The organism is Microvirga sp. (assembly GCF_014699075.1).
GTDB lineage: Bacteria > Pseudomonadota > Alphaproteobacteria > Rhizobiales > Beijerinckiaceae > Microvirga.
The window spans coordinates 506,938-520,237 of the sequence record NZ_JACXAB010000001.1 but is presented as its reverse complement, the minus strand read 5'-3'; the positions used below and the strand labels follow the sequence as shown (position 1 = coordinate 520,237).

The following is a 13,300-nucleotide window of genomic DNA, read 5'->3' as shown; positions in this document are numbered from 1 at the left end:
AAGCGGGCCTTGGGCTTGGGTTGCGCAGTGCCGAGACCTGCAATGACTGTGCCTGAAGCCGCAACAAGCCTGCATGTGTTGATGACGGCTGACTCGGTCGGCGGGGTTTGGCAATATGCCCTTGACCTTGCAGGTGGCTTGCGGGCGCACGGTGTCAGAACGACGGTTGCGGTGCTGGGTCCTGAGCCCTCAGCGGACCAGCAGGCCATGGCCAAAGTGGCCGGTGCGGATCTTGTGGTAACCGGTCTGCCGCTCGATTGGACTGCACCCCACCAGGACGAAGTGAAGGAGGCAAGCCGATCCATTGCGCGCCTCGCAACACAGATCCGGCCGGATCTCATTCATCTCAATGCCCCTGCACTGGCAGCCGATGGGAAGTTCGGTGTGCCGGTCGTGGCAGCATGCCATTCCTGCGTCTCCACGTGGTGGCAGGCGGTCAAAGGTGGGGCGTTGCCGGAGGACTTCATCTGGCGCACAGAGCTTGTGCGGCGGGGCTATGCCACTGCAAGCAAACTTCTTGCACCTACCCGAACCTTCGCTCAAGCAACGGCCGAAGCTTACGATCTCGCGCAGCTTCCTCTCGTCGTGAGAAACGGAAGGCGCGCCTTGCAGGCTGAGACGAATGTTCACTCTGATGTCTTCGTTTTCACGGCAGGGCGCCTCTGGGACGAGGGGAAGAATTTCGCCGCCATCGATCGCATGGCTGGGCGTTTGTCGATCCCGGTTCTTGCCGCAGGTCCGCTACAGGGTCCGAATGCTGCTCGGATCGAAGCGCGTCATGCTAAGGCGCTTGGCCGCCTGAGCGATGAGAATATCGCCCAGTATCTCAGGAGGCAGCCGATCTTCGTATCGACTGCGCTCTACGAGCCGTTCGGCCTCGCCGTGCTGGAGGCGGCTCAAGCCGGTTGCGCACTCGTCCTTTCCGATATTCCGACCTTCCGTGAACTCTGGGACGGTTCGGCGCTGTTCGTCGACCCGAAGGACGAGAGCGAAGCAGCCGATGCCGTCGAGCGCTTGGCGCAGGATCCGGACGCCCAGGCCGCTCTGGGGCGCGCGGCCAGAAAACGAGCCGAGGCTTATACCGTCGAAGCCATGAGCGAAGGCGTTTTGAACGCCTACCGATCCGTGCTCGCCGGCACATCCCATAAATCCTCCCTTGAGGGCGCTGCCGCATGAAGTTCGTCTATTTCACGCATTCCCTTGCCTCCTGCTGGAATCACGGCAACGCGCATTTCCTGCGCGGCGTGCTCCGTGATCTCGTTCATCGCGGGCATGAGGTGATGGCCTATGAGCCTAGGGGTGCCTGGAGCCTTGAGAACCTGCTGAAGGACCATGGTGGCGCGGGCCTTGACGCTTATCATAGTCTCTACCCCGAACTGTCTTCGGCCGTTTTCGATCCCGATCTCGATCTCGAAGAGACCCTCACTGACGCCGATGTGGTGATCGTTCATGAATGGAACGACCCTTGGCTCGTTGCCGCCATCGGCAAGGTGCGCAGGCAGGGCGGCCGCTTCACGCTTCTCTTCCACGACACACATCATCGCGCTGTCAGTGATCCCAATGCCATCCGCCAGTTCGATCTCGACGGATATGACGGTGTCCTGGCCTTCGGAGAAACTCTGACGGAGGTCTATCGCCGCTGGGGTTGGGGTGATCGCGTCCATGTCTGGCATGAGGCTGCCGATACACGCCTCTTTCATCCTCCAGTCGAAGAGGCGGAGCGGAACGGCCTCGTTTGGATCGGCAACTGGGGTGACGATGAGCGTAGCGCCGAGCTGGAGAGCTTTCTGTTCCGCCCGGCACAGACAGTCGGCCTACCACTGGAAATCTATGGGGTTCGCTATCCCACGCATGCGCTCGAAACGCTCTCCCGCTATGGCGTCACTTATCGTGGCTGGCTGCCCAATGCCCGTGCACCGGAGATCTTCGCGCGGCATCTGGCAACGGTGCATGTGCCGCGCCGCTTCTATGTCGACATGCTCCCGGGTATCCCCACCATCCGCGTGTTCGAGGCGCTCGCTTGCGGTATCCCGCTGATTTCCGCCCCCTGGAGCGACTCGGAAGGCCTGTTCAATCCAGGCACGGATTATCTGGTTGCACAGAACGAGGCTGAGATGGAGCGCCATCTCAACGCCGTGCGCAGCGATGCCAGCCTGCGCCGCTCATTGGTCGAGAACGGCCTCAACGCTATTCATAGCCGCCATTCCTGCGCTCACCGGGCCGAACAGCTTCTTGCCATCCTCGCCACTCACGGCGCCGGAGCGCCGATGGAGATGTCCGCATGAAAATCGCCTTCTATGGCTCCAGTCTTCTCTCCTCCTACTGGAACGGCGCCGCCACCTATTATCGCGGCCTGCTGAGCGATCTCGCCCGCCGCGGGTACAGCATCACCTTTTACGAGCCGGATGCCTTCGACCGCCAGAAGCATCGTGACATCGAGCCGCCGGAATGGGCCGAGGTGAAGGTCTACCCGGCTACCGAGGAGGCTATGCGCAACGTGGTGGCCGAAGCCGCGAAAGCCGACGTGGTGGTGAAGGCTTCCGGCGTCGGCGTGTTCGACAACGAGCTTCTCGAGGGCATTGTGGCCGCATCGCGCCCCGACGCCATCCGCATCTTCTGGGACGTGGATGCTCCGGCGACCCTCGCCGAGTTGCGGGAAAGCCCGGATCATCCGCTTCACCGCACCATGTCGGCGCTGGATATGGTGCTCACCTATGGCGGAGGCCCGCCGGTGATCGCAGCCTATGAGGGTTTTGGTGCCCGCCGCTGCATCCCGGTCTACAATGCCTGCGATCCATCGACCCACCACCCGGTGCCGGCGGACGCACGTTTCAAGGCGGATCTCTCCTTCCTCGGCAACCGCTTGCCTGACCGCGAAGCCCGTGTGGAACAGTTCTTCCTGGAACCCGCCGCCCGTCTTCCGAACCGCAGCTTCCTGATCGGCGGCAATGGCTGGGAGACAAAGGGCATGACACCGAATGTACGCCATATCGGGCATGTCTATACCCGCGATCACAATGCCTTTAACACGAGCCCGCTCGCGGTCCTCAACATCGCCCGAGATTCGATGGCGGCAACAGGTTATTCACCCGCCACTCGGGTCTTCGAGGCGGCAGGAGCCGGCGCGTGCCTGATCACGGATGCTTGGGTTGGGCTCGAGCTTTTCCTCAAAGAAGGTGAGGAAGTGCTCGTAGCCCGCGACGGCAAGGATGTGGCTGATCATGTCGAAGCCCTGACGTCCGAGCGAGCGCGTGCCATCGGCGACGCTGCCCGGGCACGGATCATGGCCGAGCACACCTATACCCGTCGCGGCGCGGAGGTGGACACGATCCTGCGCGAGGAGGCATCCTTGAAGCGTGAAAGGAGCGTGGCGTGAGCAAGCTTCGCGTCGTCGTTCTGGGCTTGAGCCTATCCTCGTCATGGGGAAACGGTCATGCGACAACCTTCCGGGCGTTGCTGAAAGCCTTCGCCGCACGGGGCCACGACATCCTGTTCCTTGAACGGGACGTACCCTGGTATGCCTCAAATCGCGATCTGCAGAATCCCGATTTCTGCCGTCTTGAATTCTACTCCAGCCTGGAGGATCTCAGGCGCTACCGCGATGTGATTGCGTATGCGGATGCCGTGATCGTTGGTTCCTATGTGCCCGAGGGTGTCGCTGTTGGGCAATGGGTGCAGCAGACGGCGAAGGGCGTGGCGGCGTTCTATGACATCGACACGCCGGTGACGCTGGCAAAGCTGGAGCGGGGCGATTACGAGTATCTCACGCCCGCTCTCATCCGTGATTACGACGTATATTTCTCCTTCACCGGGGGGCGCACCCTCAACCATCTCATGGACCATTATGGCTCGCCGGCAGCAAGAGCGCTCTATTGCTCTGTCGACCCTAAGGCTTATCCTGCGCTTGATCGTAAGAAGCGGTGGGACCTGAGCTATCTCGGAACCTACAGCCCCGACCGACAGCCGACCCTAGAGCGGCTTCTGGTCGAACCCGCGCGCCGTGCACCGCATCGGCGTTTTGTTGTGGCAGGCCCTCAGTATCCGGCTGATATCGATTGGCCGTCAAACGTGGAACGTATCGACCATATCCCTCCCGGCGATCATCCAGCTTTCTATGCTCAGAGCCGCTATACGCTCAATGTGACTCGGACCGATATGATCCGCGCCGGCTACAGCCCAAGCGTTCGTCTCTTCGAGGCAGCGGCCTGCGGCACGCCGATCATCTCGGATATCTGGGACGGTATTGAGACCCTGCTTGAGCCGGGGCAGGACATCATCTTGGCTGAGAAGCCGGACGACGTCCTCGATGTGCTCGACACATGGGCCGAGCCCCGGCGAAAGGCTTTGGGTGTTTCGGCGCAAAGGCGAATTCTGGCGGAGCACACGGCGGCTCATCGCGCGGCTTCCATGGAGGGGGATCTCCTGAAAGCAATGGACCGCTCAAGCAGAGTTTCCTCTCGCGCTTTAGAAGTCGGAGCCTGACGTGTGAATAGATTCTGAAGCCGGCATTGAACCAATGCCAAGCTTCAACGTTGGACCAAAAGGTTTGTACCTCGAGACCCCCATTGCCGGTCTGAAGGAGCGTTCGCATGACGAATGGCAAAAACAAGCACGTCCTTGTTGCGGGTGGTGCTGGATTTCTAGGATCCCACCTCTGCGATGCTCTTCTCAGTGAAGGCGCTCACGTGGTTGTTCTCGACAATTTTCAAACAGGTCGGAAGCAAAATCTCCGTCATCTGGAGCGGGAGCCCCGCTTCGAACTCGTCGATAGCGATATCATCAAGCCATTGCCGGCCCGTCTGCGTTCCAAGCGTGTCAAGTTCGACGAGGTTTACAATCTCGCTTGCGCAGCCTCGCCGCCCCATTATCAAGCCGATCCCGAGCACACGATGCTGACGAGCGTTGTGGGCACACACAATCTTCTGACATTCGCGGAAGACATCGGGGCACGCTTCTTCCTTGCGTCTACAAGTGAGATCTATGGCGATCCCGAAGTTCATCCGCAGACCGAGAGCTACTGGGGCAATGTCAATCCCACAGGTCCTCGGGCGTGCTACGACGAAGGAAAGCGCGCTGCCGAAACCCTGACCTTCGATTTTGACCGTTCCGGTCGTGCCGATGTCCGGGTCGCGCGGATCTTCAACACGTATGGGCCCCGTATGCGCGCCGATGACGGCCGGGTCGTGTCGAACGTGATCTGCCAGGCCTTGGCCGGGGAGGACATCACGATCTATGGAGACGGAAGCCAAACGCGCTCGTTCTGCTACGTGTCCGATCTCGTCGATGGGTTCCTCCGGCTCATGGCCTATCAGGGCGCATTCCCGGGTGCTGTCAATCTCGGCAACCCGATCGAATTGACCGTTGGCGACCTTGCCGAAAAGGTTCTGGCAATGACAGGCTCGTCCTCTCGCCTCGTCACTCGGCCTCTGCCGATTGACGATCCGCGCCGCCGCCGTCCCGACATCACGCGCGCCAAGCAGCTCCTCGGCTGGTCTCCACGCACAACTCTTGAGGTCGGTCTGAAGGCTACCATCGCGTGGTTCTCCGACGAAAGGGCTCACGACGGAAAATCCAATAGGATATCGCCTGTCCTGGAGAGTGCGTTCCCAATGGGACAGGCCTAGTAGGTCTCCTTCCTACTGCTCCAACGGAGATTCTTCAGAATGCGCTGGCGACAGTCAGCGCATTTTTGCTGCTTCGATCCGTCCTAGCTCGCGGATAGCCTTGAAAGGCCGATGCGCCTGATCCAGCCGGCTTCCATTAAGATCTGCTCACAGCAGTCGGAGCATAAAGAAAGGGACGCTCGCACAGGAGCGCCCCTTTCGCTTGAATACGGCTTGGGTCAGCTCTTCGCGACGCCGATCGTATCCGCCATCTGCGCGCCACGGGCACCCATGGGCTGGTGGCCGCCCTCTGTCGTGTCCTTGGCAGTCTGGTGTTCCATTTCGGCATTGATCTCGGCACCCAACAGGACAACGACGCTGGAGATCCAGATCCAGGTCATGAAGCCGATCACCGCGCCCAATGAGCCGTAGGTCTCGTTGTAGCTGCCGAAGTTGGCGACGTACCAGGAGAACAACATCGAAACGGCAAGCCAGAGCACGGCAGCGATAATGCCGCCCGGCGTGACCCACTTCCACTCCGCTTTGTCGCGACTCGGACCGTAGCGATAAACCAATGACAGTCCGAGAACGACCACAAGCAGCAGGACCGGCCAACGTGCCAGCGACAACAGCCATTCGAGGCTGCTGCCCAGACCGATGAAATCAAGAAGGATCGGAAGGACGATGATTCCGGTGATGGCGAGGATAATGAAGACGATTGCTCCCAAGGTGAACGAGAGAGACATCAGATTCAGCTTGATGAAGCTTCTCTTCTCCTCCTCGTCATAGACGATGTTGAGGGCGTCGAAGACGGCCTTCATGCCGGCATTCGCGCTCCAGAGCGAGATGACGAGACCGATCACGAAGCTGAAGCCCAAGGTCCCTCCGCCTTGCGAGGCGATCCGCGTGACCTGCTCGCGAATGATATCGAGGGCGCCGCTGGGGAGGACGCCGGACAGGGTGTTGAGATGCTCCTGCAATGAGGCAGGATCGGCGAAGAGGCCGTAGAGCGAAACCAAGGCGGCAATGGCCGGGAAGATGGCAAGGAGCGCGTAATAGGTTACGCCAGCGGCAACGGACATCACCCGGTCCTTGCCGAATTCCTCATAGGTGCGCCACAGGATGTCCTTCCAACCTTGGGAGGGAATTTCGGTCGGCGTGTCCGCGCTGCGCCCACGGCCCTGCTCGTTGGCTGCATGCGGTGGGGCATGCTGCTTCTCCGAGAAGCCGGTGTCGCGATCGCGGTTTTCGCTTGCTCCCTGCGATTGAGGGCGCCGCGCTGGGCGTCTGGCTGCAGCGGGAGCGGACCGCCGCTCCCCGGATGCGACGAGCCTCACGAGGGCCCAGCCGAGAACCACGGCCCACATGGTCGTGGCGGCTGAGGAAGATTGCTGCGTTCCAGGTTGCTGGACAGCCGGATTATTCGCCATAGTCAGACTCAGCCTCACTTGTCGATTGCCAGCCGAAACGGCTTGGGCTCATCCGTAAACCTTGCAAATAAGGCAGCGGTTCCAATCAGTTGCTTGATCACCAAAGGCATCTGCCGCAGAGGTTTGAAACAAACCCTTGCAGGGATAGGTTTCCAACAGGGCTGCACTACAACCAAAAAAGTCCATCTCAGCCTTGACCATAAGGAGCAGCAATGACGGCAGCGACGCGCTGGGTTACAGGCCTTCTCACTGTCATTGCGGCTCTTCTTGTGATCAACGCCGAACTTCCCCGCATCATCCACGAGCCCGGCCTTTGGGATTTCGGATCCTTCGTGGCGTCCGGGCGAGCAGCGAGCGAGGGGCTCAACCCCTATGGGATCTACCCGCTGACTCTTCGTGTGGAGCTGCCGGGGTTCGAGTCGTGGAACCCCAACCTCAATCCGCCAATTTCCGCGCTCTTGTTCCAGGCCTTTGATGCGGCCGATCCCTACGTGGCCTACCAAGTCTGGCGCTGGATCTCGGTGGCTGTCTATGCCGTGGCAATCCTTCTTCTCGTCAGTCGGATCAGCAATCGTGTCGAGGCCTTGATCATTGCCGTGTGGACCTTCGCGCTCGCCGGATTCTGGGATACGCTCTTTCTTGGACAGATCTACCTGCCGCTGGTCCTCGCCGGCATTGCAGCATGGCTGCTGCTTGAGCGCGGAGCGGGGCTCTGGGCGGGGCTCCTCATCGGGCCGGTCGTCGCCATGAAACCGAACTTTCTGGTTTGGCCCGTGCTGCTCTTGCTGTCAGGACACTATCGGTCGGCGATTGCTGCCTTCGTCACGGCAGGTGCCATCAGCCTGATCCCGCTGGTGATCTATGGGCCAGAGGTTTATCGCCAGTGGTTCGAACTCGTGGCCGCAGACGGGGACCGCGCCCTGTTCCTCACGAACGGGTCCTTTGCCGGCCTCGCGGCGCGGGCCGGTGTCCCATCCTTCGGTCTCGTGCTTGGCTTTATTCTCTTAGCGGGATTGGCAGTCTGGGCTTTGTGGCGGCGGCCCGATGTTCTCACGGTCAGCGCCTTCGCGCTCCTGGCATCAGTTCTGGCGTCGCCGCTCGGCTGGGTTCACTACACGCTGTTCCTGCTTCCCGTGATCGTGAGGCGCTGGCACCAGCCCACCATGCGCATCGTTGCGCTCCTGCTCATCGTTCCGGTGCCCTTCATCATCGACCAACTGGGTAAGCCGGCTTGGATCCAGCTGACACTAGGCTCCGTATATGGCTGGGCGCTGGTGCTGTGCCTTGCGATCCTCATAGCCGATGAGTGGCGTCGCATCCGGCAGGATGAAAACCGGAGATCGACCGCTATACCAGTGCCCGAGCGCCGTTACACGCCAAGCGTCTCCTGAGCATGCGCGCCGTCAGCCGCCGCTTGAGGACGATGTCTCCTGCTCATCTCGATCGTCTTCAGGGGCCCGGCTGACGGTTTCCGCAGGCTCACGCAGGACATAGACCTTCCAGTCCTTGGTTTCCTCTTCAAGGTCGTAATGATCGGACAGGTAGCCTGCATAGATCTGCCGCAAGCCTTCGGCCGTTGAGAATTCAACAGGCCATTTCGGCTCCATGACGACGCGCACGTTCTGAAAGAGCGTCTCAGGAGGAAGGTAGTGGTGCTCGTTGATCGTGCGCCCCCAATGGTGCCACGTGCTGTCACCCCGCGGCGGCGCAAGGCCGAGACCTGCGGAGAAGGGGCCTACGAAATCGAGAACGTGGACTCGGCCAGCCTCAGCGCCAAGCACAGAAAGGGCCTTGGCACCGTCGCCGAGGCTTTCGAGGTAGCGGGAGAAGACCGGGTAATTATCTTCCGTCCACAATTGCACGAGCCTGACGCGATCGAGCTTCGGCAAAGGCACCGGTTGACCCTGGCTTGTGGCGGCCAAAGCGGCATGAAGTCCGAGGGTCGCGGCATGATGGACGCTGCTGGGCAAGACGAAGGCCAGCAGCAGAAGCTGAGTGCCTGCGGCCAAGGCCGGAGCCTTTCTGGTAGCCGCTTCCGGCGCGGATCGAGCCAGCAACTCTGCCGCGACGGCTGCTGCGGCCGGGAGGGTGACGATGCCCCAGACCTGAAAGTTCTGCATGATCAGCAGGAAGCCGGAGCCGGCGCAGAATCCGTAGAAAAGGAAATCTCGGACACTTCGTGTTCGCCAGAGCGCGAGAGCGGCGAAGAGGGCAAAGAAAGCATACTCGGACAGATTCCTGAGAAACACCGAGACGAGTTCATCCAAGGTTTTGAAGCTGCCGCTCACTCCACCTGCCAGAAGAAGATCGTCGATGTGACCTTCGGTTGCGCCCCAGAAAGACTCGATCAGCAGCCCTCCTGTCAGAACCATGCCGAATGCTGCCAATGCCCATCGCCGCTGCTGCGAATCGAGCAGCATCAGGATGAGAAAGCCAAGCGCCACCAATCCATAGCTGAGCTTCATATACAGCATGAGGAGAGTTAGCGACGCCGCACAGACGGCATCGAGCACGCTTTGAAATGAGCGGCGGTGGAGCGGCCGGAGATACAGGATCAACAGAAAGCCGAGAGCCGCCCAACCGACCCGGTTGTAGAACATGCCGAAGGACAGGCCGGCAATGCTCTCGCCCAGGTTGATGGGAACGGCTGCGACCAGAAGCAGAAAGACGGAAAACGGCAGGGCGATGGCAGGTCTCAGGCGCGAGCTCACGATATGGGCTGCAGCAAGTGCCATCAAGAGAACCAGAAGAGCCATGCCTGTAGGCATGGCGCCGCCCAGGTGGCCGGAGATCCAGTAGCCTAGGGCCGGCACATAATAGACGAGAGGACCGAGGGCTGTATGGAAATCCCGGTTCGGAACCTGCCCCTCGCTCACGCGGTGCACGCCATCAAGGAAGATGAACAGATCGTTCAGGTAACGTGTTGTGACCGTCTGGCCCGGCAAAGTAAGCAGCAGGGCGCAGACTGCCGCCACAGCAATGATGAGCGCCGCCACGGCTGCCGGGCGTATCGTCGAAACATTCATGGTCACAATCCATCCCCAGCCCCAACACGGGATGGCTGCGCATGTTCCAACGACCGACCGACGCTGCTGAGCATGTTCGGTTCACGGCGCTTGTACACGGTCCATTGATCGGTGCGGTGGATGGGATCAAATACCTCTTGGATGTAGGCTGCGTAAAGATTACGAAGCGGGATGCCGTTGATGCCGGCCTTGGGCACCATGAGCACATCGACTTCTCCGAGCAGCCGCTCCGGAGGCAGGTGGTGGACGTCGTTGATGTTGCGTCCCCAGTGGAGCCAGGCGTAATCGCCACGGGAGGGGGGCAGACCGACGCCTGCCGAAAAAGGATTGGCGAAATCCAGAACCGAGACGTTCTTGGGCTTCACGGGAAGTTCGTTCAGAAGGCGCGCGCCTTCCCGGATGCTCATGAGATAGTCGTCCATGAAACTGCGATCGCCCGGCAGCCAAAGGGTTGTCAGCCTCAGCTCACCGAAGCGAGGTACTCCGAAAGGCTCACCTATTCGCGCCGTGGCAGCGATGGCATGAACGCCAAGCGCCATGAAGCAGTGAAGGCTCGTCGGCAGGAGAAAAGCGAGCAGCAGGAGCGGAGCCCCTCGGGCTGAGATCCCGCTCTCTCCTTGATTGTTGAGCCGGCAAGAGCGCAGAAGCAACTCCGTCGCGACGGCTGCGCCGGTGAAGACTGTGATGATTCCCCAAGGTTGGGAGTTCTGACTCTGGATGATCAGGCCGGGGCCGGCGCAAATTCCGAAGAACAACAGATCGCGAAGGCTGCGGGAACGCCACAGCACCAAGCCGGCAAAGATGGCGAGGAGCACATAATCAGCCAAATGCCGAAGGAAAGCCAGCGACAGATCGACGATGCCGCGGCTTCCGCTCACCCGGCCCGCGAGTGCGAGATCCTCAAGATGGGTGAGCGATGACTGCCAGACGGCTTCAATCAACAGGATTGAGAGCACAAGCAATCCGAGAGACCACAGCGCCCAGCGACGTTGAACGGCGTCGAACAGCATGAAGCCTAGAAAGGCGAGGGCGACCAGTCCGTAGGTTGCCTTGGTGTAGAGCATCAGCAGGGCGAGAGCGGCGGCGCAGAGTGCATCGAGCAGGTGCTGGCGGCCGTGTGGCTTCTCGGGCTGAAGATACATGACGAGAAGCAGGCTGAGGGCTGCCCATCCGATCCGGTTATAGAACATCGCGAACGACAAGGACGCGATGCTCTCGCCGAGGTTCATGGGAACGGCGACGATCAGGAGCAGGAACAGACCATAGGGGATTGCCACCGCAGGTCGGAGGCGCGAACCGAGGATGTGGATCATCGGCAAAGCAAGGCCAACGGTCACGGCCGCCATGGCTGTTGGCATCGTGCCGCCCATGCTGCCGGATATCCAGTATCCGAGAGCCGGCACATAGAAGGAGAGCGGGCCCAGCGCGCTGTGGAAGTCGCGGTTGGGAACCTGACCGGACGCGATCCGATGTGCACCGTCGAGAAAGATGAAAAGGTCGTTGAGGTAGGCAGTCGTCACGGTCTGGCCCGGCAGAGCGAGGAGCAACCCGAATACGGCCGCCCCACAGAGGAGCGTGCCGGATATCCAGGGCATAGGCCGTCCGGGGGGAGCCATCATGAACGACGCTCCTGGTGCAAGGTCGCCTCAGGAACTGAGGGAGGGCGGCGCCGATGCAGCTTCCAATGCTGCGTCTCGCCGACGGTATCGAAATGAGCTGCGATGTAGGGGCCGTACGCAGCCTGAAGCTGTGGCAGCGGTCCTTTCGCGGCATCCGGATTGTCGGAAGGTTTAGGCTCCAGCACAAACTGCACATCGGCCAGCAGCGACTCAGCCGGGATGTAGCCTGCGCTGCCGAGGGTGCGGTCCCATTGCAGCCATGGAGTGTCGCCTCGCGCCGGAGGAGCGCTGAGCGTCATCGAGAATGCATTGCCTGTGTCGAGCACGAAGATTCGGCCCGGCTTCGGCTCGAGTTTTGAGAGTGCGTCGAAGCCATCACGCAGAACGTCCTGATAGGCCGTGGCCGTATCGTAGTCGCTCCAAGTCCAGAGATTCGCCACCCGAACCTGTTCCAGATTGGGAAGCGGGACGGAGATGCCTGCCCTAACGCTCGCCGCAATCGTGTGAAGGCCGAGTGCTGCCAGGCAGTAAACGATAGTAGGCAACACGACGGCGAGAAAGAGCAGTCTCGCGCCTGCGGTTGTCGACCAATTCCCATGATCGACGGCTCTCGGTCGGTGGTCCTCAGACCGCAGGATCGTCTCTGCAGCGACAGCTGCCGCGCCATGCAGCATGATGATGCCCCAAGCCTGAAAATTCTGATTGATGATCAGAAATCCTGCCACGGCGCAGAAGACATAGAACAGCAAATCCCGAACGCTGCGGGTGCGGTAAAGGGCTATCCCGGCAAACAGGCACAGAAGGACATAGTCCGTGAGGTTGACGAGGACATGGTCCAGGATCTGCCCCCAGGTGCCGCGCAACCCGCCGCCCACGTCGAAAGCCAATCTTAGATCAGCCAGATGAGCCAGTGACGATTGCCAGACGAGCGCGATGATCAGCGCGGCGAGGATTGTGATTCCCAAAGCACCGGCAGACCAGAGGCGCTGCTGTCGGTCCGAGAGCAGGAGTAGAAGAAACGCGAGAGCCACAACACCGTAGCTGAGCTTCGTGTAGAGCATCAGCAGAGTCAGGGCGACCGCACAGGCCGCATCCAGGATCGTCTGGCGGCGATCGATGCGGACCGGGCGGAGATGCATCACGAGGAGCACGCCTAAGGCAGCCCAGCCGATCCGGTTGTAGAACTTGGCGAAAGATAGGGAGGTGATGCCCTCGCCGAGATTGACGGGCACTGCCATGATCAGGAGCAGGAACAGCCCGTATGGGATGGCAATGAATGGATGAAGCCGCGAGCTGAGGACATGCGCCATCGGCAGGGCGACCAGGAGCGTGATCAGGGCCATGGCAGTGGGCATGGTGCCGCCGAGCGTTCCCGACAGAGCGTAACCTGCAGCCGTCAGATAGTAGGCAAACGGACCTAGAGGCGTGTGGAAGTCCTGGTTCGGCACCTGGCCTGCGGCGACCCGGTAGGCTCCATCCAGAATAACGAAGAGGTCGTTCAGGTAGCGGGTCGTGACGGTTTGCCCTGGAAGAGCGAGCAGCAGGGCAAGGAGGGCCGCGGCTACGAGCAGAATCGGACCCACCTTTATGGGGCGCTCAGTCCAGAGCCGCATGGTTCCTGT

Annotated in this window: 10 protein-coding genes; 6 read left to right on the top strand and 4 right to left on the bottom strand. The window is 60.8% G+C overall.

Features of this window, described 5'->3' with window-relative positions:
• The first annotated feature begins 81 nt into the window (after nt 1–81).
• The 5 genes from IC232_RS02635 (at nt 82) to IC232_RS02615 (ending at nt 5,624) form a co-directional block, all read left to right on the top strand.
• Nucleotides 82–1,176, top strand: a complete 1,095-nt coding sequence (locus IC232_RS02635; RefSeq protein WP_190843325.1) for a glycosyltransferase family 4 protein — start codon at nt 82–84, stop codon at nt 1,174–1,176.
• Nucleotides 1,173–2,285 carry a glycosyltransferase gene (locus tag IC232_RS02630; RefSeq protein ID WP_190843324.1) on the top strand — a complete coding sequence of 371 codons (1,113 nt, stop codon included), beginning with the start codon at nt 1,173–1,175 and terminating at the stop codon, nt 2,283–2,285. Before IC232_RS02635 ends, IC232_RS02630 begins: the two co-directional genes overlap by 4 nt.
• Nucleotides 2,282–3,376 (top strand): glycosyltransferase, encoded by a 1,095-nt coding sequence (locus tag IC232_RS02625; protein WP_190843323.1) that lies wholly within the window; start codon nt 2,282–2,284, stop codon nt 3,374–3,376. Before IC232_RS02630 ends, IC232_RS02625 begins: the two co-directional genes overlap by 4 nt.
• Nucleotides 3,373–4,482 carry a glycosyltransferase gene (locus IC232_RS02620; protein ID WP_190843322.1) on the top strand — a complete coding sequence of 370 codons (1,110 nt, stop codon included), beginning with the start codon at nt 3,373–3,375 and terminating at the stop codon, nt 4,480–4,482. The genes IC232_RS02625 and IC232_RS02620 overlap by 4 nt, the downstream gene beginning before the upstream one ends.
• 107 nt (nt 4,483–4,589) lie before the next feature.
• On the top strand, nt 4,590–5,624 hold the full coding sequence (locus tag IC232_RS02615; RefSeq protein ID WP_190843321.1) for a UDP-glucuronic acid decarboxylase family protein: 1,035 nt from the start codon (nt 4,590–4,592) through the stop codon (nt 5,622–5,624).
• A 218-nt stretch (nt 5,625–5,842) separates the two neighbouring features.
• Here IC232_RS02615 and IC232_RS02610 read toward each other — a convergent pair whose 3' ends face one another.
• The gene (locus IC232_RS02610) at nt 5,843–7,033 is read right to left on the bottom strand and encodes a YihY/virulence factor BrkB family protein (protein WP_190843320.1); all 1,191 of its coding nucleotides are present in this window, start codon (nt 7,031–7,033) and stop codon (nt 5,843–5,845) included.
• Between the two features lie 212 nt (nt 7,034–7,245).
• Between IC232_RS02610 and IC232_RS02605 the strand changes: the two genes are divergently transcribed.
• Complete coding sequence (locus IC232_RS02605; protein ID WP_190843319.1) at nt 7,246–8,424, top strand: glycosyltransferase family 87 protein; 1,179 nt, start codon at nt 7,246–7,248, stop codon at nt 8,422–8,424.
• Nucleotides 8,425–8,436: 12 nt separating this feature from the next.
• On the opposite strand, the gene IC232_RS02600 is transcribed toward IC232_RS02605, so the two are convergent.
• Genes IC232_RS02600 through IC232_RS02590 form a run of 3 tightly spaced genes read right to left on the bottom strand, consistent with a single transcriptional unit; the run spans nt 8,437 to nt 13,291 of the window.
• On the bottom strand, nt 8,437–10,059 hold the full coding sequence (locus IC232_RS02600) for a hypothetical protein (protein WP_190843318.1): 1,623 nt from the start codon (nt 10,057–10,059) through the stop codon (nt 8,437–8,439).
• Between the two features lie 2 nt (nt 10,060–10,061).
• Nucleotides 10,062–11,678: a hypothetical protein gene (locus IC232_RS02595; RefSeq protein ID WP_190843317.1), complete on the bottom strand. Its 1,617-nt coding sequence runs from the start codon at nt 11,676–11,678 to the stop codon at nt 10,062–10,064.
• Nucleotides 11,675–13,291 carry a hypothetical protein gene (locus IC232_RS02590; protein WP_190843316.1) on the bottom strand — a complete coding sequence of 539 codons (1,617 nt, stop codon included), beginning with the start codon at nt 13,289–13,291 and terminating at the stop codon, nt 11,675–11,677. The genes IC232_RS02595 and IC232_RS02590 overlap by 4 nt, the downstream gene beginning before the upstream one ends.
• Nucleotides 13,292–13,300: the final 9 nt, after the last annotated feature.